Source organism: Vibrio sp. B7 (assembly GCF_963888765.1).
GTDB lineage: Bacteria > Pseudomonadota > Gammaproteobacteria > Enterobacterales > Vibrionaceae > Vibrio > Vibrio anguillarum.
Genome location: NZ_CAWPKR010000011.1, coordinates 17,320 through 40,279, shown reverse-complemented (window position 1 = coordinate 40,279; position 22,960 = coordinate 17,320). Strand labels below are relative to the sequence as shown.

Below are 22,960 nucleotides of genomic sequence, written 5' to 3'. Positions count from 1 at the left end.
TCCAACAAGCGAAGGATTTCCATTCAGCGTTGAAATCGTGGTGGTCTTTTTGAAAAGATCATCTGTGCCACAAATACGGCTGACTCCACATCTCTCATTCAACCTAAAATTGCCTATACTTAGCTATTGAGTTAACGTCATAAAAGTCATTAATTTAATTTTAAACGTTCTAGAAAAGATAACTTTTTAATAAATAAGAAACCATTCATTGGTTAAGATCTGTCCCCATAACATAATGGCGCTACAACTAAAAAGGATATAAAAGATGTTTGCTAATCGGTTTACCTTACAATCGCGATTAATTTTTGCAGTGTTATTACCTTGCGTTGCGTTGATTATTGTTGGAATGGCGAGCTTCAATAGCATGTCGACGATTCAACGACAGGCAGAACAGCTCTATCTCAATACGGCCGCGCCAATGCGTTCAATGGCTGAAGTTGCCTCCCGAATTCCCCGTATGCGGGTTGGTATCGATATGATGTTACTTCAAGAGACGTCGTTAAGAGATAAAAAGGGTGTCCTCACACGCGTGAAAGAGACACGTGACGAAGATATCCCTGAAATGAGGCAGTCTGTCGAGCACGCAGTTCAGTCACAAGTGGATCCAGAACAGCGTAGACAAGTTCAGCAGCTGTTGACTGACTTTGAAAAAATGGTCAGTACTCAACTTAATCCTATGTTGGCGGCATTTGAAAAGGGCGATCTAGATACGGCGCGCAACATATACCGAGATCAATATGCGGTTACCTATGGTGAACTGCGTAAAAAAGCCAATGTGATCCTCGATTCGCTACTAGAGCAGGCCAAACAGCAGAACGTCAATAGCCAAAAGAGTTATGCCCAAGGGCAAAATCACATGTTTATCATTATTGGTATTGGCGTGCTAATTTCGTTTGTCACTTCATTCTTTATTGTTATCGGCCTAAAAACGCGAGTGGCCAGCCTACAAAAATCCATTGCTTTGGCAGCTGAAAACATGGCGCTAGATGCTCGCATTGATTTAGGTGGCCAAGATGAGTTATCGAAAATTAGCGATAGTTTTAACGACTTCATTGAGAAAGTACATGTAGCGATCAAGCAAGTGGCTTCGAGTTCTTATGAATTAGCGAATACGGCTAACCAAGTTTCAGCTCGGGCACTATTAACCAAAAACAACTGCACTTCGCAACGTGATAGAACAGTTCAAGTGGCCACTGCCATTCATGAGTTAGGCGCAACGGTAGGCGAAATTGCAAACAACGCAGCTCAAGCTGCCGACGTTGCGAAACAGGCCACTCATCAGGCGGAAAATGGCACCACTGTAGTAGAGAAAGCACAAGTGCAAATTGCAGATTTGATCACTGAATTAGAGCAAGCTGCACAAGTCGTAGGCTCTTTGGCTGGTCAAGTGGTTAACATCAGCTCGATACTTGAGACTATTCGTAGCATTTCCGAGCAAACGAACTTACTTGCATTGAACGCAGCGATTGAGGCGGCGCGAGCGGGAGAGCAAGGTCGAGGTTTTGCGGTCGTTGCCGATGAGGTGCGAAATTTAGCAAGCCGTTCTGCTGCATCAACCGAAGAAATTCAAAGAGTCATTAATAACTTACAGGAAGAATCGAAACGGGCGGTTGGGGCAATGTCCCAAGGCCGAGAGCAGAGTTTGTTGGTGGTTGAACAAGCTGAAAATGCCAATAGCTCGCTAAAACAGATCCGCGTTTATATAGAGAATATTAGTGATCAGAACATTCAAGTGGCGACGGCAACGGAAGAGCAATCAAGTGTGGTCAGTGAAATCAACCGCACCGTTGAAGATATTAATCATCTCACCATGGAAACAACAACAGTAGCTGAGGAGCTCACCGTTAGTAGCGAACATTTGAAAAAAGTTTCCAAGCAACTCGATAGCCTAGTGAACAATTTTAAATTGTAATTTTGATACTTTAGGCTTAGATATTAGAAATGTGATAACTATTCCATAACTTAACACGACATAAGACATGTCTATGAAAAATGGTATTATTTTTGAGAATTTTAGTATTTTTATAGGAATCGGTTGTGGACCCTGTGATATCGCAATTAAAGAAGGATTTTTATGCGCAGATTCGCTCTCTCAAAGACGGTCCGACATCTGAATCTCAAACGACCTTAGCACTGCTCACAGAAGAAGAGTTGCAACAACTCGAACAAATGTGGGTTGAACTGGCGGTTTGGAAGCAGTCGCAGAATATCTAACTGCCCACAAATTGATTAGCGCAAATTTTCGTAATAATCCCAAATAAAAAGCCAGCAGAACAGATGCTGGCTTTTTTTGTTTATCACGTCGGCTGTTAATTATACGCGCGTGCGACACGTCCAAGTGATGACAGTTGATAATGTTCAGCGTATGCGGGGATGAAGATTGAGTGACCTTTTTTCACGGTTAGAGACTCACCATTGTCATGGGTTAAGGTCGCATCAGCATCAATGGCAAAGATAATTTCGGCACTGTTGATTTTCACGTTAACTTGCGCGGCATTGAGGTAAATCGCAAACTTAAAATCGCGGACTGGGACAGGGAACAGTAATGCTCCATTTTCTTCGATTGGTTTCAATAACAGGCTTGAAGCGGGTTTTTCTTCAAATAGCGTGCATGATGCGAGCTCTTCAATATCCATGTGTTTGGGTGTTAGGCCAGCGCGCAATACGTTGTCTGAATTGGCCATGATTTCAAGCCCGGTACCTTTCAAGTAGGCGTGTGGCGTTCTGGCGTCTAAAAACATGGCCTCACCCGGAGCTAAAGTGAGTACATTGAGCATTAATGGAGAAAATAGACCGATATCACCGGGGTACTGTTGTGCCAGCTCTAAAATGAGCCCAAAAAGATCATCACCTGAATGATGATGGGCATACGCTAATAATGCATTCACCGCATGTTCTTTTTGCTCGCCAGTTAATGATAGCAATGCACTAAAAAAGGTTTTTAAACCTTGTGATGTTGGGTTGTGTGCAAAAGCATCGACTAGGGTTGAAATCGCATTGATATTCAGCGTTTGAAATTGTTCAACAATCTCTGTGATTGGGCGAAACCCATTCATCGCTTGATAAGGGGTAAGGGCGTAAACCAATTCCGGCTTGTGGTTAGGATCTTTATAGTTGCGATGTCCGGCATTGAGTGGGATCCCCGCTTGGTTTTCTTTCTCAAAGCCAATTTCCGCTTCTTGCTTACTTGGGTGAACTTGAATCGAAAGGGCGTTCGCTGCGGCAAGTACTTTGAAAAGATAAGGTAGCTCACCAAAGGTTGTTGCAGTAGCAGCAGAAAGAAACGCTGTTTTATCTTGGTTGATCATCTCAAGCAACGAAACAGGTTCTCCATTCACATGAATTTGTGAGCATCCATTTGGGTGTGCTCCCATCCAAATTTCTGCTTGTGGAGCGTTGTTTGGGTTAGCAATATCAAACAAGTGCTGAATCGAAGTCGTGCTTCCCCACGCATAGTTTTGGATGACATTGTCCATCAAAAAGAAAGGTTGTTTGTTATTGGTCATAGTACATCTCACAAAAAATCAAAATAAAAACAAAGCAGCAGTACATAGAGTAAGCGAAATAAAAAACTCCCGAGTTAAAGCGGGAGTACAACATAAAATCAGAAGCTCAGCGTTGATGAACATCAAGCACTCTCGGGGGAGAGTGCTTGATCATTAAGCCGTTGCTTGTTGTAATTTCGCTTGGCGCATTTTTTTCAGAGTGATACAAACAACACCTGTCACTACAGCACCGGTTGCCATGCAAAGCAAAGCTAGCAAAGGCTTATTCATGGCACCGAGCAATGCTACTACAGGACCGCCGTGGGCAACACTGTTTGTAATGCCAAAAGTGAACGCCATAACCGCTGCAACCATCGACCCCAAGATGTTTGCTGGAATGACTGACATCGGATCTTGTGCGGCAAATGGAATTGCCCCTTCAGAGATACCAACCAAGCCCATTGCACCGGAAGCTTTACCTGCTTCAATTTCAGAGGCTTCAAACAAGTTCAGTTTACGGCCCAAAACGGTTGCTAAAGCCATGCCGAGTGGCGCGACTGGAATGGCACACGCCATTGCACCCATAAATTGAGTTTGACCGCTGGCAATCATACCAACAGAGAAGAGGAATGCCACTTTGTTAAATGGGCCACCCATATCAAAGCCAGCCATGCCGCCGAGCACAATACCGAGCAGTATCACGTTACCTGAGCTCATGCTCGTAAGTAGTGCGGTTAAGCCATCCATCAAGCTTGCAATCGGCGCGCCGATAACAAAAATAAAGAGCCCAGAGATAAAGAGTGAGCCTGCGATGGGTGCAATCATGATTGGCACAAGTGGTTGAATAAACTTGTGAAAATGGATGCTTGTTAACCATTTGATGAAATAACCGACTAAAAGGCCAGCAATAATGGCACCGATAAAACCTGTACCAGCATCTGCGCCGTAGAATGACCCGTTGTTAGCGATCCAACCACCAATTAAGCCAGGAGTCAGAGCGGGGCGATCGGCGATCGCATACGCGATGTAACCTGCAAGAATGGGGATCATCAACGTAAAAGCAACCACACCGACGTTCAGCACTTGATTCCACATACTGCCGTCAGGAATGGCCATACCAGCTTCGGTTGGCTCGCCGCCAATAGCGAGTGCTAAAGCAATCAACAAACCGCCAGTAACAACGAATGGGATCATATGCGATACACCATTCATCAAATAGCGGTATAAATCGGAGCGAGCTTGCGCCGCTTTGCCTTTCCCATCTAAAGTCTTGGCACTGGCATCGGCTTGATATTTTGGTGCGCTGAGGGCTTTTTCAATCAACCCTTTTGCATCACGAATCGGCGCTTTAACACCAGTTTCAATCAGTTTTTTACCCGCAAAGCGCACCATGTCAACTTGCTTGTCGCAAGCCACGATGATCGCATCAGCTTTAGCGATCTCTTCATCCGTTGGGCTATTTTTCACCCCAATCGAACCGTTGGTTTCGACTTTAATTTGATAACCCATCGTGGCGGCCCCTTTTTCCAGCGCTTCAGCGGCAAGATAAGTGTGTGCAACACCGGCTGGGCAGCCCGTTACGCCAATCAAAAAGCCTTTATTGGCTTCAACATCGGTTGCTTTTTCGGTTTTTTGTAGCAACAAATCTAGCGCTGCTTGCTCTGTTTTTGCGTCTAAGAAACGTTCAATGAACCCTTCTTCAATCAGCTTGGAAGAGAGCTCTGCCAGCACTTCAATATGATGATTTGAACCACCATCAGGCGAGGCTATCATGAAAAATAATTTAGAAGGCAAGCCATCTTCCGCGCCATATTCGATACCGCTTTTGCTGATGCCTATCACAACTGCAGGCGAGATAACGGCGGAACTTTTGGCATGAGGCAGCGCGACACCATCTTCAAATCCAGTGTTACCAAGCTCTTCACGAGCATAGATATCGGCTAAAAACTGCGATTTATCGCTGATGCGTCCTTGTTCTAACAGTACATCGACCAGCTCTGAGAAAACGCCATCTTTTGATGTTGCTTTCAAATCAAGCAGGATCAAGTTCTCATTAATGAGTTGAGTGATCATGTTTCGTCCCCTATATGGTTTTTATCCCCTTCGCACGTAGAACTGAGCCATGTTGGCTGCAACTTCAAACTGTTTGGGGATATTGTTATTGCGCACCGCGCTTTTTGTTGGAGATATTGTGAGCTCCTCGGGTGAACAGTGGTAGTGTACGAAACTGGCATTTACTGGATTATTGTAACCTATGGCTGCAAACGTGATCAGGCTCTTATTTTGGTTTTAGGGTGATAATTTGAATTTATGATTAATTTTTTTATTTTAATTCAATTAGATAAATTGATTATTTTGCTTTTTCGATCGGAGTTATCGAATGCGTAATGATTGGTGATTCATGAGGTATTGGATTATAGTTGCCTCGTTTATTGATGGGTATAGGGTGAATTTTGTGATCCCAGTATTTAAAAATGTGATTGAAGTGCTGCTCTCGGAGCGAGAAAGTTTTAATCGAATATGGTTTGCTGGGGACAAAATAACGCCGCCAGCGTTCAGTTACCAAGTCAATTTCCCTCGTCTAGAATTGGTTTTAAGCGGCGTGTATAGCAACGAAATCGAAGAGATTGAACACGGTATCAGTAAGGTCAACATCTTATCTGGTGATGCGCTTTATATACCTCCGAACTGCTGGAATAAACCTGATTGGCAAGAGAGCTGTTCGGTCTTGAGTTTGCTATTTGGCCGTCGTCAAATGGGGTTTAGTTTGGTCAGTAAACACAAAGGCGAGAGTGGTTTTTATGATGTTCAGAAACACAGTATCCCAACGCGTACTGGGCACGCGATTGATCACATGCTCGAAGGGCTAAATGCATTAGCACGTGAGCCTCAGAAAAGCCCAATGGACGAACATTTGTTGTTGGCTCTGTTGAGTTACAGCGCCACAATGCTTGATCAACCGACCGCTTCTCCTAAAAAGCGCAGTGAAGATTTATATCAAGGTATCTGCATCTATATCCAAGAAAATTTTCATCGCAATATTTGCCGTGACAGCATCGCACAGCGGTTTAATATCTCTGCCAACCATTTATCGCGCATGTTTCGCCAACAAGGACACATGACTCTTGCTGATTACATCACTTGGGTAAGAATTGAACGGGCAAAATTTATGTTGAAGAAATACACCTTTCGTTTAGCCGAAGTGGCCACGCGCTGTGGATTTCAAGATGTGAATTATTTTTTCCGCGTATTTAAAAGCAAAGCGGGTATGACTCCATCTGAATATCGAACTCTGTCGCAATAAAGCTATTCATTTTGTATTGGGTCGCACGGCTTAGCCATCACGTGCAGCAAAATGGCTTTAAGGGTTTCTTCTCTTTTTGCCGTAAGTAGCCATTGACGATGTTCCTCTTCCAGCAACCAACGAGTTAACTGCGTGACCGGTTTAATCACGGTTCGCGGCGCTGATGTCGGCAGTAATAAGGTGATGATCAGCGACACATCGCCGGATTTTTCTGACCATGATAGCGGGTTTGCTAACCAGTGAACCGCCAGTGTTGGCTGGGCAACTCGTGCGTGAATGATATGGGGTAGCGCTATTCCACGGCCAATAATGGTCGGGGAGATGGCTTCTCTTTTTTCCAGCGCATGCAAAATATCATGGCAATGTGCGGGCATGATCTGCTTAGCAATCGTGTCGAGTGCCTCTGATTTGCTAACCACTGAGCCTAATGTGGCGTAATGCCACTGTAGCGAAAAAGGCAGTTGAAAAGCTAGGTGGGTGGCGAACGCCAATTCCGCTTTAGCATTTTGTTTGTGTGATGTTGAAATAAGCAGTGTGTGCTCGCGCAAATACTCTGTCATCACCATACAGGCCAACTCGGCATCGAGCCCTTCAATGGCAATTTGGCATACATCTCCCGGGTTTGAACCAAGGCTTAACACTTGCAGTGTATGGTTAAGCATTGCCTTGTTGTCACGCGTGATGTTAAACAGCACCACCACCGAGCGAAAATGGCGGTTGAGATCTTTCAATTCATTTAATTGCCAGCTGACTAGACCGCCTGCTTTTAAAACAAACGTGATGCGCGTTGTGATCATCGGCGGTTACAAATGACGATCTAAAACAGATTGCACGTTCGTCAACACTTCTTCAATGGACACCTGAACCGTTTTGCAACCAACAAAACGTTCACGCTGTTCAATGTCGATATCTGAAGCGATGAGGATCAGATCCGCGTTGACAATATCTGCCACTGTCAGTGGGTTCTCGACACCCATTGCGCCTTGGGTTTCGACTTTGATTGAGATATTACGCTTATTCGCTTCTTTTTTGAGTGCGTCTGCGGCCATATAGGTGTGCGCGATGCCTGTTGGACAAGCGGTTACTGCGATAATTTTCATAACGAAAGATAATAGAGAAATGATGAGTGAGTATAAGGAGGATGAAAGCGTGACTCAACCGAAGTTTACGCTAAGCCAGCACCCTAATGGCTGTAGCACTCAGGCTACTCGGCTTTGCACATAAACTTTGCACTGGCCGTAGAATAGGGAAGCCCATCATAAAAAATGGTGCTGCACAGATAGTAAATGTGACGTTTTTGTTTGATAAGATGCGCTTCGACTTGTAACGGTACATTCAGTGGAATAGGGTGCAGATAACGTACGTTTAGCTCTGCCGTCATCGCATAAATGCACTGTGCAAACAGACAATGCGTCATGGCAGCGTCATGTAAGGTGCTGATAAGTCCACCCTGCATGACCCCTTGATAGCCTTGCATCTTTTCTGTTGCTACAATCTGTGCGCATACGCTCCCCGTTTCTGTTTGGTTAAATTGCAGTGTGTGCGTTTCAGAAAAGAACGGGGCACAACACACCGCGCAGTGGCAATGTTGTATGGGAGGTTGAATGTTCATAAGTTCACCAAACTGTTTTTAAATGATTAGGAGAAGAAAATGGCAAGACCCAAAAAAATTCGTCGTGTTTGTGGTCAAGCGGCGTATGCGTGCTTCAAACCCAACGGTGTCAAATTATCTGAATTGAACACAGTAGATTTACTGCCAGAAGAACTTGAAGCGTTGCGTTTGGCTGATAAAGAGGGGCTTAGCCAATTGCAAGCGGCCACGCAGATGTGCATATCGCGACAAACCTTTGGTAATATCGTTAACCAAGCAAGAGCGAAAGTCGCGACTTGCTTGGTGGAAGGTCATGCGTTGATGTTGGTTGAGCGCTAACGCTCGTGATCAGGTTCTTGAATTTGATACAACACCTTCTGATGCTCATCACAAACGTCTACGCAGTTACATTCTCTTTCAATATCGATATTTGCTAATCCACCACAACTGCCTTGCAGCGAGCGGCGGCGAAACAAAACACCGATCGCCATCAAGACAATAATGCCAATGAAAAACGCAAAGGTTATAACATAAGTCATTATTTTCCCTCGACAATCGCTTTTACTTTCAGCACTTTCTTCAACGCTTCTATGGTAGTTGGTGACAGCATTCTGGGTGCCAGTTTGTTATGTTTACCCACTTTCTTCGATCCACATTGACTAGCACAACGTTTCTTCGATTTATTGGCTGAAGGCTTGCCAAAAGAGACGTCGGTGACGGGCAGAAGATGGTTTGGATGAAGTGATGTTAATTGGCTGCCTCTTGGTGCGTAATATACCTCAATCTTCTTTTCTAAAATTGCTGCTAACATATTTTGTCCGATATTGCGGACGATAACAGCGTCCACTCTATTCTCTCTTAGCAGTGCCAGTAGCTGTTTTTTGTGGCCACAACTGCCCTCGGTTTTCGTAACGTCAATACGTTGGCTAGTGGCGGTGGTATCGTCCACAATCATCAATTGAGGCGCTTTGGCAAAGTGATTAAAAGGCGAGTTTTGATCACAAGGGATGGCATAAATCATCATGGCTCCTAAAGTTTATCGGGTTCTTGTATTTAAAATACACCTTATTATTGGCATATGCCAATAATAAAAATGACAATGTAAGAGTTCATTAATTAAAAGTCGTGGTGCTGTTTGGTAAATCGAGACCCGATATGGCGTAAAAATACGCGAATAAATTGCAGGCGTATGTAACAAGCCTCACCTACACTTTGTGAGCAGTCAAATGAAAGTTAAATCTATTGCATATTGGAAACTTGCAGGTGTAAACGTTAACATCTGGTGTTTTGAGAGGTATGATCTCTTTCGTGGTGGATCGCACTTTTAAAAAGAGAAATAGGTCTCGATGTTACATTGCGTTACGTATGATTACTTAGTTTTGCAATAGTTATCAAACTATTCACAAGAAACTGCATGAAAATGCGATTTCAAAACTGAAATTTTAACTGGTTCACATTAATTGTTTGTTTTACTACTATACTTTGAAAGGTAAACGTTTTCACTGCTATTTCTCAGAGTTAACGTTTCTCCCCCTACACAATGTAATAACAACACTAACAAATAGGACTTGTTCAATGAGAAAGTTAACTACTTTAGCCATGCTTGCGGCTGGTATGAGTTTCGGCACTCAAGTCATGGCTGACACAACGATCGGTGTGACCGTTTATAAGTACGATGATAACTTTATGTCAGTTGTTCGCCAAGCGATTGAAAAACAGGCAAATAATGACGGCAATACCAAGGTTTTGATGAATGACTCACAAAACAGCCAATCAATGCAAAATGACCAAGTGGATGTCATGTTGGCTCGTGGCGTGAAAGCACTGGCGATCAACCTTGTCGACCCTGCAGCTGCACCAAGTATTATTCAAAAAGCGAAAATGGATGATGTTCCTATCGTTTTTTACAACAAAGAACCGAGTGCTAAAGCGCTCGCTTCATATGACAAAGCCTATTATGTGGGTACAGATTCAAAAGAGTCGGGCATCATCCAAGGCGATCTCATTGCGCAACACTGGAAAGCCAATCCTGCTTGGGATAAAAACGGTGACGGTGTACTGCAGTATGTAATGCTGAAAGGCGAACCAGGTCACCCAGATGCGGAAGCTCGTACTTCTTATTCTGTGAAAACCATTAACGAAAATGGCATCAAAACAGAAGAGCTACACATGGATACTGGTATGTGGGATACCGCCATGGCGAAAGATAAAATGGATGCTTGGTTATCTGGCCCCAACGGTAGCAAAATCGAAGTCGTGATTGCCAATAATGATGGTATGGCGATGGGTGCGATTGAAGCGTTACGTGGTGCGGGTGCGAAAGTACCAGTATTCGGTGTTGATGCGTTAGCAGAAGCATTAGCATTAGTTAAATCTGGCGACATGGCAGGCACTGTGCTTAATGATGCAGATTCACAAGCGAAAGCGACATTTGAACTTGCACGTAATTTAGCCAACGGCAAAGCTGCAACCGAAGGCACTCAATGGGAAATGGCCAATAAGATTGTTCGTGTTCCTTATGTTGGTGTGGATAAATCGACACTCGAGTAACCTAAAGTTCAAGGGGGAAGTCATTCCCCCTTTACTCCCTAACTTATAGGGTGTTTATACAATCAATAATAAATAATTGCTGATTAAATTTTATTTAATATTGAATGGTATTAATCAAAGAATAAATAAGTGATGCCATGGTAAATCAAGAGCATGAATTTCTGTTAGAAATGACAGGAGTGAGTAAAGAGTTTCCCGGGGTTAAGGCATTAGATAAAGTTAATTTGAAAGTTCGACCACACTCTATTCATGCGTTAATGGGAGAGAATGGTGCAGGTAAGTCGACGCTATTAAAATGCCTTTTTGGAATTTATGATAAAAACGAAGGTGATATTATATTTTTAGGCGAACATGTGAATTTTCAATCGTCTAAGCAAGCTTTGGAAGCGGGTGTTTCCATGGTCCACCAAGAGCTTAACCAAGTATTACAATGTTCTGTAATGGATAATATTTGGCTAGGGCGTTACCCAAAGAAAGGACTCTTTGTCGATCACGATAAAATGTATCGCGATACCAAAGAGATCTTTGATGAACTCGATATTGATATAGACCCGAAAATTAAAGTGGCTAAATTATCGGTATCACAAAGGCAGATGGTCGAAATAGCGAAAGCGTTTTCTTATAACGCGCGCATTGTGATCATGGATGAACCCACGTCCTCTTTGACTGAAAAAGAGGTATCGCATCTTTTTACTATCATTAACAAGTTGAAAGAAAAAGGCTGTGGCGTGGTGTACATCTCTCACAAAATGGAAGAAATATTTACTATTTGTGATGAGATAACCATCTTGCGTGATGGGCAATGGGTTGATACGAGGCCGTTGAAAGGGCTCGATATGGACAAAATCATTTCGATGATGGTTGGCCGTGAATTAACACAGCGCTTTCCCACAAAGACCAATGTGCCAAAAGAAATTATCCTCGAAATCAAAAATTTAACAGCACTGAACCAACCCTCTATTCAGGATATTTCGTTTGATCTCAGAGAAGGTGAAATCTTAGGTGTGGCTGGGCTCGTCGGTTCAAGACGCACTGATATTGTGGAAACCATTTTTGGGGTTCGTGAGCGTAGTAACGGCCACATTATGTTACATGGCCGAGAGATGAAAAACCGTGATGCGCATGAAGCGATCAATAGTGGTTTTGCGTTGGTGACAGAAGAGCGTCGTTCAACCGGCATTTACAGTAATTTAGATATTACCTTTAACTCTTTGGTTGCCAATGTGGATGAATACAAAACCAAATTAGGTTTACTGAGTAATAAAAAAATGAGGAGTGATACACAGTGGGTAATTGACTCTATGAGTGTAAAAACACCTTCTCATGAAACATCAATCGGTTCTTTGTCTGGTGGTAATCAGCAGAAAGTCATTATTGGCCGTTGGTTGTTAACTCAGCCAGAAATATTAATGCTTGATGAGCCGACTCGGGGCATTGATGTCGGAGCAAAGTTTGAAATTTATCAATTGATATTGGAATTAGCGAAAAAGAATAAAGGGATTATTATTATCTCTTCCGAAATGCCAGAGTTGTTAGGCATTACCGATAGAATATTGGTGATGAGTAATGGCCGAGCTGCGGGAATCGTTAATACTAAAGACACTTCACAGAATGAAATATTAGAGCTGGCCTCTCGTTACCTCTAGGGAAATTATTATGGATTCAGTTAAAACATTTGCAATGAAGCACCTAAAGGAAGGTGCGATCTATGCGGTTCTATTTATTCTTCTGGCAATTATTATTATTCAGGAGCCATCATTTTTAAGTTTACGCAACTTTAGTAATATATTAACGCAATCTTCAGTGCGCGTTATTATTGCATTGGGTGTGGCGGGGCTGATTGTAACGCAAGGAACCGACCTTTCTGCTGGACGTCAAGTGGGTTTAGCCGCTGTAATTTCGGCAACACTTTTACAATCAATTGATAACGTCAACAAAGTATTCCCCAGCATTGGTGACGTGCCGATTGTGGCTGTGATTCTTTGTGTGTGCGCGATCGGCGCGATCATCGGTTTAGTGAACGGTGTGATTGTTGCTTATTTAAAAGTAACGCCGTTTATCGCCACATTAGGCACCATGATCATCGTCTACGGGATTAACTCTCTCTACTACGATTCGGTGGGTGCATCTCCAATTGCAGGTTTTGATGAGCGTTTCTCTTCATTCACTCAAGGTTTTATTCGATTTGGGGATTTTAGGTTTTCGTACATAACCTTCTACGCCATTATCGCGATTATCTTTACATGGATTTTGTGGAATAAGACCGTTTTTGGTAAGAACATTTTCGCGGTCGGTGGTAACCCAGAAGCTGCAAAAGTTTCTGGTGTTAATGTGCCACTGACGCTACTGAAAGTGTATGCTTTATCGGGTGTGTTCTATGCGTTTGGCGGTATGTTGGAAGCTGGCCGTATCGGCAGTGCGACCAATAACCTTGGCTTCCTGTACGAGTTGGATGCGATTGCAGCCTGTGTTGTGGGTGGCGTGTCATTTGCTGGCGGTGTCGGAAGCATTGCGGGTGTGGTCACGGGTGTGCTTATCTTCACTGTGATCAACTATGGTATGACCTACATTGGCGTGAGCCCTTACTGGCAGTACATCATTAAAGGCGGCATTATTATTTTCGCTGTCGCGTTGGACTCAATGAAGTACGCGAATAAGAAATAGCCGCCTAAGAGCAAAAATACAATTTTCGACATTTAATCGCCGAAAATTGTCGAAATAAAATAAACAAAGAGCGCTTTTATCGGCGCTCTTTTGCTATTGCCCAGTAGGAAGCGTACGTTTTTCAAAATAGCGCACAATCTCCTCGATCAATATTTTGATACGTGACGGTTGGTGGTCACGATTGGGATAGAGCAGATGCAAGTCCGAGCCTGTGGCCAGATCGTGTGAACTAAAACTTTGCCGATAATCTTCCAAGAGAAGAACGAGTTTCCCTGCATTGAGGTCGGGTTGAATATCGAGTTGTGATTTGAGTGCAATACCTGCGCCTTCGAGTGCCCACTGACGAATCACTTCGCCATCATTAGACAAACGTGATGGTTTGATCAGAATATCTTGAACGACATCTCCTTTAAGAAAAGACCAACGCGTTAATGATTCACTTTTGCGTAGCATACCCAAGCAAGCATGCTGTTTGAGATCCTCTGGGTGCGTCGGTTGACCATGACACGCTAAATATGCGGGTGAGGCACAAAGAACGCGGCGACTTGTTGCTAATTTTCTGGAAACCAATTGACTATCTTTGAGTGTGCCGTAACGCAATACCAAATCAAGTTTTGTTTCATATATCCCTAACACACTGTCACTAAAGGTAATCTGAGGCACAATTTTAGGATGTCTTGCTAAGAAGGAGTCGAGCAGTGGCAGCAAATGTTGTCGCCCGAGATCTTTGGGTGCTGAAATTTTTATATTGCCTTCCAAGTGTGTTTTCTCGGCGAATAGCGAAGACTCGACTTCAGTGATGTTGGCTAAGGTTTGTAAACATAATGGATAGAAACGTTCGCCGGCTTCCGTCAATGCAATTTTACGTGTGGTTCTTTGCAGCAATTTCACGCCATAGTGGCGTTCAAGCTCTTGCAGTTTTAGTGTGACTGAAGCGGCGGACATATTGATGGCTTTTGCGGCGGCCGCCAACCCTTGTTGCTCAACAATGGCAACAAAGACCTCCATGTTCAATAATTTGTTCATTAAGATTCTATATCGCAGTTATTGTTAAGTAATCCTAAATACTCTTTTTAATTATAGCTAGATTATTTAGTGATTCTTTTGTTATAGCCTATGGATAACAACCCAATACAGAGCGATTGAATGATGAGTAGCTTATTTTCCCCGATACAAATCGGTCCACTTTCTTTGAATAACCGGCTGGTAATGGCCCCGATGACGCGGGCTCGGACAAGTCAACCGGGTAATGTTCCCAACGACATCATGGCGCAATATTATGCTCAGCGAGCGAGTGCTGGTCTGATTATTACTGAAGCAACACAAATATCAGACGATAGCCAAGGATACTCATTTACTCCTGGCATATACACGCCAGAACAAATAGTGGGTTGGCAGCAGGTCACTCAAGCCGTGCATGATCGCGGAGGAAAAATAGTGAATCAGCTATGGCATGTAGGGCGAGTATCGCATCCTGTTTTTCAACAAGGTCAAAAGCCGATGGCTCCTTCAGCTATTGCTCCAGTCGATACCAAAGTCTGGATTGCACAGCCGGGGAGTGCCGGTGAGATGATGGAATGCGTTGAACCAAGAGCAATGACATTGCAAGAGATTAACCAAGTGGTACGCGATTTTGCTAATGCTGCACACAATGCGATTGCGGCTGGCTTTGATGGCGTCGAAATTCATGGTGGTAATGGCTATTTGATCGATCAGTTTTTGCGAACCAATTCGAATCATCGCACTGATCAATATGGTGGCAGCAGAGAAAACCGCTTACGTTTTCTTATGGAAGTTGTGAGTGCAATCATTGATAAGGTTGGCGCTGACAAAGTTGGAGTTCGCTTGGCGCCTTACATCACATTTAAAGATATGAACTGCCCAGATATCGTCCCAACGATTTTACAAGCGGCGGAGCAATTACAGAAACTCGGTATTGCGTATCTGCATTTGTCAGAAGCTGATTGGGATGATGCTCCACAAATCCCTGAAGATTTTCGCCGACATTTACGTGAGCTGTTCATCAATACCATTATTGTTGCAGGCCGATATGACGTTGAGCGAGCAAACCAAATCTTGGAAAATGGCTACGCTGACTTAGTCGCATTTGGGCGTCCCTTTATTGCGAATCCAGACTTAGTCGAGCGTTTGAAAATGAACCGTACATTATCGGCATTTGATCCAAGTTGCTTATTTGGTGGAGGTACTAAGGGATATACAGATTATCCAAACCATTCTTAAATCGACATAGCCAGCAGTCGTTTGTTCTATGATTCTGCTGGCTTTTTTACAACTGGTTGGCCGTTATAAAGCAATGAGCCATTAACGCGCGCCAAAATGATACGCTAAAAGTAATAAGGCCACAGAATAAACATCCATGTGAATGCTGAAAATATCAACGCGATCAGTACGGCAGCTGAACCGATGTCTTTGGCGCGGCCACTGAGTTCGTGCCATTCGCTACCGACGCGGTCAACCACGGCTTCCACGGCGGAATTCATCAACTCCACAATCACAACTAAGACTAAGCAACCAATCATCATGATTTGCTCAATTTTAGTGACAGGCAAAACGAAAGTAATGGTAATCAACAAAATTGAAGTGACAGTTTCTTGTCGAATAGCGGCTTCGTTTAGCCACGCGGCTTTCAGCCCTTGTATTGAATAACCTGTGGCATAAAACAGACGCTTTATACCCGTACGACCTGGTTTCATAAAATGAACAACCTAATAATGAATAACTATGACAATGGGCATGAGTGAATTACGTGTAGACGTAAAATAGCCTTCGCCCCGCACCCTCATGTTAAAAAAGAGAATCAATGACGTCAGTTCACGGATTCTCTTAAGTGGCCCGATATTAAACGCCCACCACGGGTAGTACAAGAGTAAAGCAAGCGCCTCCGAACACACTTTTAGCCACCGATACTTGGCCGTTGTGGCGTAAAACGATCTGTTTGACGATGGCCAAACCTAATCCGAAGCCTGATTGTCGCTCTCCACGTGAGAGATCCGCGCTGTAAAAAGCATCAAAAATGAATGGCCAGTGCTGCGGGTCAATCCCTTCTCCATCATCATGGATATCAATTTGTACTGCTTGACCTGCGTTGATCACGGAGGTTTCAACGGCTATTTTGCTTTTGGCGTATTTCTGAGCATTACCCAATAAATTATCCAGAGCTCTTTTGAGAAGGTATGGATCGACTTGTAAAGTGGCGACTTGTGCTAATGGCAGCAACTGGATCTCGACTACGCTGTTGCTGCGCCATTTATCTAGTATTGGTTCGAGCCAGTAATTGAGCTGAATTGTCTGCATATTGAGTTCGTTTTCTGGCCTTTCAACTTTCGCGTAGTAAAGAAGTTCATCGACCATCGTTTCCATCTCTTCGGTATCTTCGATGATACTGGCGACTTTCGCCGCTTGTTTTGGTGTCAGAGATTCATCGGCCAACATTTCTGCTTGCCATTGGATCCGAAAGATAGGGGTGCGTAACTCATGAGCTACGGCATTACTCAGCGCTTTATTGCTGAGCACCAAAGCGGAAATTTTGCTCGCCATGTAGTTAAAGCTTTTGTTTAAAGAGCCGACTTTATCGCCGCTTTTGATGGAGGCGCGAGCGGTCAGATCACCAGCGGCAAAGGCTAAGGTCACTTTTTCCAATTCACGCACTCGCCGACTGATGAACCAGATCAGCAACACACAGTACAGTGCAAAGCCGACGACAAGCAGCAAAAGTGAGAGATTATCTGCGAAGAAAATGGCTTGCCTCAGTGGTGATTCTTCATCGGGTTTAAAGCTGTAAATTGGTGAGGTGGATGTAAGGCGCAGCCATAAAAAACGGTCATCATCGTAGTAGGTGTAGGCATTGGGGGCGGTGGTAAAGAAAAACGCTCGCACATCCGAGGGTAAGATCTTTTCTGTATGCGTCTCTATCAGTTGTCGTGTTTTATCGGCATATTCTTTTAGTACATTTAAGGTGCTGGCTTCACCTTCATGCTGATAAATACGAGTGACCAAGTCATGAAATGCTTCAGCTTGATAATCTTCAAGTACATAATCGTAGTCAGTACCAAGCTGGTAAACGACCAGTTCAATGGTAATGAGTGTCGCTAAAAAAAAGAGCAATAAACCAACAAAAGATTCAACGTAGATACGACGCATACAGGTTTCTTCTAAAATACGTGGTCATTACCACGTGTCTGGTACAAAAAGGTATCCTTTCCCTCGGACCGTAATAATGCGTTTCGGTGTGGAAGAATCATCACCGAGTTTTTTACGCAACATGACAATCTTGTTATCGACGGTTCTATCAAGCCCATCGTATTCAATCCCGCGTAACGCTTTGGTTAATACATCCCGTGATAGGACTTGATCTGGTGTTGATGCCAGTAGCCACAGCAAGTCGAATTCGCTGTCGGTCATCGCTACGGCCTCACCATTCATTTCACACAGATGTCGAGATTGATTGAGAGACAAGGCCCCAAACTCAAGCACGGTTTTCGCGGTTTGAATTGGTTCGTTGTCGACTCTGCGCAATAGCATACGCATTCTTGCAAGCAAGACGCGTGGTTTAATCGGCTTTGTCACAAAATCATCGGCACCAATTTCCAGTGCTGCAACGTGATCAAAATCGTCATCACTGGCGGTTAGCATCAATATCTTACCGTTGTACATAGGACGGATCTGTCTACAAATTGTCAGCCCATCTTCACCGGGTAGCATTAAATCCAGTAACACGATATCTGGTTGTTGCTCTAAAATGACCGCGCTCGCTTTGGCACCTTCAGCAAGGGCAATGACGCTAATATCTTGACTTTCAAAGTATTCTGTTAACATTTCTCTGAGTTTTAGATCATCTTCAACGATGATTAAAGAGTGTCTATCCGTCATGGAGACTCCTAGATAGGTACGATGAACGACATGACAATCGCTGACATTGGAAAAATTTGAAGTGCATAGTAAAGCAAAGACCCAGCATTTTCGCTAGGTCTTTGTATGGTTGGATGAGTTTCTATTGATACAATTTCTTGTTATTCAACTGCTTTGGTTGGTGAAGAGCGAAGTTTGTTCGCCAGCATCACCACAAGTGGGCTAGTCAACATCACAACTGCAAGCACGGTAAACACGAAAGTGATCGGACGTTCCCACAAGAAGCTTAACTCCCCATCGCTGATCATCAACGCGCGGCGAAGGTTCTCTTCCATTAATCCACCCAAAATAAAGCCAAGCAGCAGTGGTGCCAGCGGGAAGTTGGCTAACCGTAGAGCAATCGCCCCCATCGCGACGATCAACATTACGTAAACATCCATAGTGTTAAACGAAACCAAATAAACACCGGTGATTGAGAAGAACAAAATCATCGGCAGCAATACGGTTCTTGGCACCGCCAATAGCCTTGAAATATATGGAATAAGCGGCAAGTTAAGGATGATCAGTACAATATTACCGAGATACATTGAGATGATGACAGACCAAAAGACATCAGGGTGATCAACAAATAAACGAGGACCAGGTTGAATGCCGTAAGAGAGCAGGGCTCCAAGCATGATCGCTGTGGTGCCAGAGCCGGGAATGCCGAGTGTCAACAGCGGAACAAAAGATCCGCTAGAGGCGGCGTTATTGGCAGACTCTGGTGCAACAAGCCCACGCAAAGACCCTTTACCGAACTCTTCTTTTTTATCTTTGGGCGCTAAGCTGCGCTCCATACCATAACTCAAAAATGCGGCGATGGTTGCGCCAGCGCCGGGCAACACGCCAGTGAAAAAACCTAAAATGGAAGCACGGATTGAAACGGGAGCCGCTTCTTTAAATTCTGCTTTGGTGATTTTCATACTGCCCAAGTTGCTGATTTTATTCTGTTCATCTGTACGCGTGTCGTTTTCTGGTTTTAAAATACCCATTAATGTCTCGCCTAAAGCGAATGTCGCCATCGCCAGCAAGAGGAAGCTAAAACCGTCCATTAAATCAGTTAAGCCAAAGGTAAAACGTTCCACACCTACGCCTTTATCAATACCAACGGTAGAGAGCATCAAGCCAAGAACAACCATCATCCATGCTTTAAGGACTTGTCCTTTGCCAGCAAAGGCGGCGACCGCCGATAGACCGAGTAGCATCAACGCAAAATAGTCAGAGGATTGAAAACTCAGTGACACGCTGGCCAGTGCAGGCGCTGCGACCAAGAGCATAATCGCTGACAAGGTTCCGCCTGTAAAAGAGGCGTAAGCGGCGATGGCTAACGCTTTACCAGCTTGGCCTTTTTGCGCCATGGGGTAGCCATCAAACGCGGTGACCACGGTTGCCGAGCATCCGGGAGCATTAATCAAAATGGAGGAAGTGGAGCCGCCAAAAATAGCGCCGTAATAAACGCCGGCCATTAAAATCAAACCTGAAGATGGTTCAAGGCCATAGGTGATCGGGATCATCAACGCGATGGCCGAAATAGGGCCAAGCCCGGGCAACATGCCGATAAAAGTACCAACGAAACAGCCCACAATCACCATGAAGATGTTCATTGGCATCATGGCGGTAGAAAGCCCTTGTAAAATTCCATCTAACATAATCAGTTCCTACCAGAGTGTGAAAATAACGCCGGGCTCAAGGTAGATGTCCAAACCTTGAGTAAGCAGCAGATAAAACGCGATGACAAAGGGAAAAGAAGCACCAAATAACACTGATTTGCGTCTTTCACCCAAAATATAAAAGCCAGCGAGTAGAAAGAAACTGGTGGCCAGTACGAAGCCTAAATAGGTTAGACCAAGTCCGTACAGCGCCATCAACACTAAAAAACCAATCAACAATTTCCAGTTGAAGTGCAATACCGCGCCGCTTTGTTTATCGGGCTGCCCTAACACCAGCATTAACAAAGAGAGGCCAATTCCAGCGTAAGTCAGCAGAGTCGGCAAGGTTTGGGCGTTAAACGGTTCATATTCATCACCGGGAAACATCGGTATTTGAGTCGTTTGATAGCCGTAGCAAAGGCTAAGAACAAGGAAGATCAACGCGCCAACGCGATCGCGGCACAGTAAATATTCTTTGCTGAAAAATTTGGTTGGCAGATCCGACATATCCAACTCCATGGTAAAAATAGGGGAGAAAAGAGCCGTGTAGCAGCGAGTTAATGAATTGATTAACTAAGGGCAAAGGGATAGGTGTATGGAGGTTTTCCTATCCATATTTGCCTGATAAACAAAGGAGTATTGAGCATAACTGCGCACGGCAAAAGTGTTGCTAGCGGGGACAAGGCAAGGAACTGTCCCCTTAGCGACCTTACTTCAGGAAACCGAGCTCACGCATCAGATCACCCATCTCTTTTTCTTGGGCTTCTAAGAAGGCGTAAAACTCTTTATCCGCTTGATAGTTATCGATCCAACCATTACGGTCGCGTACCACTTTCCATTCATCGGTGGTGTACATTTTCGCTAATGCTGCGTTCCACTGATCAATCTTCTCTTGGCTGATCCCTGGGGCTGCGAAGAAGCCGCGCCAGTTAGCAAAGACGGTTGGGTTGCCATAGTCAGTTAATGTTGGAATATTCGGGGCAGATTCCAAACGTTTAGGGGCGGTGATCGCCAAAATTTTCACTTGGCCAGACTTGGACATTTCAAGCACTTCACCTAAGCCTGTTGAAAGCAGTTGTGTTTCACCAGAAAGCAGTGCCGCCATGGCTTTGCCACCCGCGTCATAGGCGATGTAGCGAACTTCTTTTGGATCCAACCCTTGCCCTTTGAAAGCGGCTGCGGCGACTAAGTGATCCATACTGCCACGAGCAGAACCGCCAGCGACTTTGACTTTACGCGGGTTGTCTTTGAAATCGGCAACCGCATCTTCCCACGTTTTGTATTTTGAATCGCCCGCAGCAACGATAGCGCCATAATCAGAAACGGTGGCGGCAATCGGTGTTAAATCGCGGAAGGATTGTGGAAAAACACCGGATAAAGAACGAACAACAATCGGTGTAGAGTTGACCATCAAGGTATCTTCTTGGCGGTCTGCGGTTTCAATTAGGTGTGCAATCGCTTTACCACCACCGCCACCGGATAAGTTTTGGTAAGACACATTGCCGACAATGTCGGTTTTCATCAGTACATCACCTGTACCACGAGCCGTCATGTCCCAACCACCACCCGCGCCACCGGGTACTAAAATGTGAAGTTTCTCAATATCAGCGGCGAAGCTGCTAACAGAAAAGGTTGCAGCCAGTATGGATGCAGTGAGGGTTGGTTTGAACTGCTTAAACATATTCACGTTCCTTATGTAGGGCGCATCTTCATCTTTACCTTGGAGCGTTTGTGATTGAATGCTACAGGCGGAGATAGGGTGCTTATCGTTGTTATCATGACTGCATCAATGATCTAATGCAGATACGTTAAGTTAATAACCTGTTACAGGTTTGTCTCTAATGCGTAGATAAAAACAATATAGGGCATAAAAACGTTTTTGTTCATAAAGTTCACAGCGTTATTTTGCTGCGTTGTGTGACGAGTCTTCGTTAGCGTCTTGTCTCACTATCTACTAGCAGTAATCGGGTGTTATTCATTGCAAATTGCGCAGCTGAGGCGTCATTACCTTGTTGAAGTAAGGTCGTGATACTGGGCAGCAGTAAGAAAAAGATCAAAGGTTCGGGATATTGGGCTTGCCATTGATGACGCTCATCTAACACATGCCCTTCGAAGTAGACGGTGAGTACCACACTGTCCGATGAAAAGTGCGATCCATGGAACCGCCCTAAAGTATGCGTCGAGCCCCATATTGAACTCAGTGGTCGCTCCGATGTGCTTTTAAGATAGAGATCAACCGCTACACTTTGCGATTGAGAACCTTGCGGTTGAGAATATCGATGAACCGTTAAGCGCTCACCCGAATACTTGCCTTGCTGGAAAGGCAAATAACCTAAGTTGTTCGGTGTTACACGGCCATCGTTTGCACACATTTGAACCGAATCGGACATTTGCTGGCTGCTGTACAATTCACAAGCAAATTGAGCAACAAGTTGCTGTACTGCGCTTTGAAATAAGCGAGCATCAAATGAGTGCTCTTGCTCAAGGTGTAAATTTAATTCAGGAAAAACAATAGGTAACTGGTTTGTTAGCGCGTTGAGATCATTGATCGTAACCGATTGATTCTGCTCTATTGCCGTGCGAATAATATTTGGGTTGTCTGCCAATGAAAGATCATTTTCAGAATAGATCGCCTCACTCAGTAGTGGGTAGCTGCGCGGATTTTTCGGTTTACTGTTGTAAGCAATGCATCCAGATAAGAGCAACGAGCAGGCGAGAGCGTAACCAAAAGGAGAGTGCGTGATTCTTTTGCAAATATTCATAAGTGACGGCCGTGTCATCGGTAATGGGTTGCACTGCTTATTCTATC

The 22,960-nt window shown here is 44.3% G+C and carries 23 protein-coding genes; 8 read left to right on the top strand and 15 right to left on the bottom strand.

Going from position 1 to position 22,960, the window contains the following annotated elements; genetic code table 11:
* The first annotated feature begins 265 nt into the window (after positions 1-265).
* Both AACV32_RS05265 and AACV32_RS05260 read left to right on the top strand, forming a co-directional pair.
* On the top strand, positions 266-1,912 hold the full coding sequence (locus AACV32_RS05265) for a methyl-accepting chemotaxis protein (RefSeq protein ID WP_017046166.1): 1,647 nt from the start codon (positions 266-268) through the stop codon (positions 1,910-1,912).
* A gap of 125 nt (positions 1,913-2,037) precedes the next feature.
* Entirely contained in the window at positions 2,038-2,214 is a 177-nt protein-coding gene (locus AACV32_RS05260) for a hypothetical protein (protein ID WP_017042466.1), read from the top strand.
* A 95-nt stretch (positions 2,215-2,309) separates the two neighbouring features.
* Here AACV32_RS05260 and manA read toward each other — a convergent pair whose 3' ends face one another.
* Both manA and AACV32_RS05250 read right to left on the bottom strand, forming a co-directional pair.
* Positions 2,310-3,506 (bottom strand): mannose-6-phosphate isomerase, class I, encoded by a 1,197-nt coding sequence (gene manA, locus AACV32_RS05255; RefSeq protein WP_038171769.1) that lies wholly within the window; start codon positions 3,504-3,506, stop codon positions 2,310-2,312.
* A gap of 153 nt (positions 3,507-3,659) precedes the next feature.
* A complete protein-coding gene (locus AACV32_RS05250; protein WP_017049832.1) occupies positions 3,660-5,558 on the bottom strand; it encodes a PTS fructose transporter subunit IIABC in 1,899 nt (632 codons plus the stop codon).
* A 328-nt stretch (positions 5,559-5,886) separates the two neighbouring features.
* Between AACV32_RS05250 and AACV32_RS05245 the strand changes: the two genes are divergently transcribed.
* The gene (locus AACV32_RS05245) at positions 5,887-6,789 is read left to right on the top strand and encodes a helix-turn-helix transcriptional regulator (RefSeq protein ID WP_017049831.1); all 903 of its coding nucleotides are present in this window, start codon (positions 5,887-5,889) and stop codon (positions 6,787-6,789) included.
* A gap of 2 nt (positions 6,790-6,791) precedes the next feature.
* Here the strand turns inward: AACV32_RS05245 and AACV32_RS05240 are convergent, their stop codons facing one another.
* The 3 genes from AACV32_RS05240 to AACV32_RS05230 form a co-directional block, all read right to left on the bottom strand.
* Positions 6,792-7,586, bottom strand: a complete 795-nt coding sequence (locus AACV32_RS05240) for a PTS sugar transporter subunit IIA (protein ID WP_017049830.1) — start codon at positions 7,584-7,586, stop codon at positions 6,792-6,794.
* Positions 7,587-7,592: 6 nt separating this feature from the next.
* The gene (locus AACV32_RS05235; protein WP_013856969.1) at positions 7,593-7,889 is read right to left on the bottom strand and encodes a PTS fructose transporter subunit IIB; all 297 of its coding nucleotides are present in this window, start codon (positions 7,887-7,889) and stop codon (positions 7,593-7,595) included.
* A gap of 104 nt (positions 7,890-7,993) precedes the next feature.
* A complete protein-coding gene (locus AACV32_RS05230; RefSeq protein WP_017046160.1) occupies positions 7,994-8,401 on the bottom strand; it encodes a PaaI family thioesterase in 408 nt (135 codons plus the stop codon).
* Positions 8,402-8,440: 39 nt separating this feature from the next.
* Between AACV32_RS05230 and AACV32_RS05225 the strand changes: the two genes are divergently transcribed.
* Positions 8,441-8,719 carry a DUF134 domain-containing protein gene (locus AACV32_RS05225; RefSeq protein WP_170894727.1) on the top strand — a complete coding sequence of 93 codons (279 nt, stop codon included), beginning with the start codon at positions 8,441-8,443 and terminating at the stop codon, positions 8,717-8,719.
* Here AACV32_RS05225 and nqrM read toward each other — a convergent pair.
* Positions 8,716-8,919: a (Na+)-NQR maturation NqrM gene (gene nqrM / locus AACV32_RS05220; protein WP_013856966.1), complete on the bottom strand. Its 204-nt coding sequence runs from the start codon at positions 8,917-8,919 to the stop codon at positions 8,716-8,718. The two genes, AACV32_RS05225 and nqrM, sit on opposite strands and share 4 nt — an antisense overlap.
* The gene (locus AACV32_RS05215) at positions 8,919-9,404 is read right to left on the bottom strand and encodes a NifB/NifX family molybdenum-iron cluster-binding protein (protein ID WP_013856965.1); all 486 of its coding nucleotides are present in this window, start codon (positions 9,402-9,404) and stop codon (positions 8,919-8,921) included. The genes nqrM and AACV32_RS05215 overlap by 1 nt, the downstream gene beginning before the upstream one ends.
* A gap of 551 nt (positions 9,405-9,955) precedes the next feature.
* Between AACV32_RS05215 and mglB the strand changes: the two genes are divergently transcribed.
* The 3 genes from mglB to mglC all read left to right on the top strand — a co-directional run bounded on the left by mglB (position 9,956) and on the right by mglC (position 13,594).
* A complete protein-coding gene (mglB, locus tag AACV32_RS05210) occupies positions 9,956-10,930 on the top strand; it encodes a galactose/glucose ABC transporter substrate-binding protein MglB (protein WP_026027227.1) in 975 nt (324 codons plus the stop codon).
* Between the two features lie 137 nt (positions 10,931-11,067).
* A complete protein-coding gene (gene mglA, locus AACV32_RS05205; protein WP_013856963.1) occupies positions 11,068-12,576 on the top strand; it encodes a galactose/methyl galactoside ABC transporter ATP-binding protein MglA in 1,509 nt (502 codons plus the stop codon).
* Positions 12,577-12,586: 10 nt separating this feature from the next.
* Positions 12,587-13,594, top strand: coding sequence for a galactose/methyl galactoside ABC transporter permease MglC (mglC, locus tag AACV32_RS05200; protein ID WP_013856962.1), 1,008 nt, complete (start codon positions 12,587-12,589; stop codon positions 13,592-13,594).
* Between the two features lie 93 nt (positions 13,595-13,687).
* On the opposite strand, the gene AACV32_RS05195 is transcribed toward mglC, so the two are convergent.
* Positions 13,688-14,620, bottom strand: coding sequence for a LysR family transcriptional regulator (locus AACV32_RS05195; protein WP_047689171.1), 933 nt, complete (start codon positions 14,618-14,620; stop codon positions 13,688-13,690).
* Positions 14,621-14,743: 123 nt separating this feature from the next.
* On the opposite strand from AACV32_RS05195, the gene AACV32_RS05190 reads away from it, so the two are divergent.
* Positions 14,744-15,835, top strand: a complete 1,092-nt coding sequence (locus AACV32_RS05190; RefSeq protein ID WP_212752681.1) for an alkene reductase — start codon at positions 14,744-14,746, stop codon at positions 15,833-15,835.
* 104 nt (positions 15,836-15,939) lie between these two features.
* Here AACV32_RS05190 and AACV32_RS05185 read toward each other — a convergent pair whose 3' ends face one another.
* From AACV32_RS05185 to AACV32_RS05155, 7 genes are all read right to left on the bottom strand, one after another.
* Positions 15,940-16,308 carry a diacylglycerol kinase gene (locus AACV32_RS05185; RefSeq protein WP_013856959.1) on the bottom strand — a complete coding sequence of 123 codons (369 nt, stop codon included), beginning with the start codon at positions 16,306-16,308 and terminating at the stop codon, positions 15,940-15,942.
* 145 nt (positions 16,309-16,453) lie between these two features.
* Positions 16,454-17,755 (bottom strand): ATP-binding protein, encoded by a 1,302-nt coding sequence (locus AACV32_RS05180; protein ID WP_170894725.1) that lies wholly within the window; start codon positions 17,753-17,755, stop codon positions 16,454-16,456.
* Positions 17,756-17,782: 27 nt separating this feature from the next.
* On the bottom strand, positions 17,783-18,484 hold the full coding sequence (locus AACV32_RS05175) for a response regulator (protein ID WP_170894724.1): 702 nt from the start codon (positions 18,482-18,484) through the stop codon (positions 17,783-17,785).
* A gap of 140 nt (positions 18,485-18,624) precedes the next feature.
* Positions 18,625-20,151 (bottom strand): tripartite tricarboxylate transporter permease, encoded by a 1,527-nt coding sequence (locus tag AACV32_RS05170; protein WP_017046152.1) that lies wholly within the window; start codon positions 20,149-20,151, stop codon positions 18,625-18,627.
* Positions 20,152-20,160: 9 nt separating this feature from the next.
* Positions 20,161-20,658 (bottom strand): tripartite tricarboxylate transporter TctB family protein, encoded by a 498-nt coding sequence (locus tag AACV32_RS05165; protein ID WP_010318351.1) that lies wholly within the window; start codon positions 20,656-20,658, stop codon positions 20,161-20,163.
* 202 nt (positions 20,659-20,860) lie between these two features.
* On the bottom strand, positions 20,861-21,832 hold the full coding sequence (locus tag AACV32_RS05160; RefSeq protein WP_017046151.1) for a tripartite tricarboxylate transporter substrate binding protein: 972 nt from the start codon (positions 21,830-21,832) through the stop codon (positions 20,861-20,863).
* A gap of 250 nt (positions 21,833-22,082) precedes the next feature.
* Entirely contained in the window at positions 22,083-22,913 is an 831-nt protein-coding gene (locus AACV32_RS05155; RefSeq protein WP_017049823.1) for a hypothetical protein, read from the bottom strand.
* Between the last annotated feature and the right edge of the window lie 47 nt (positions 22,914-22,960).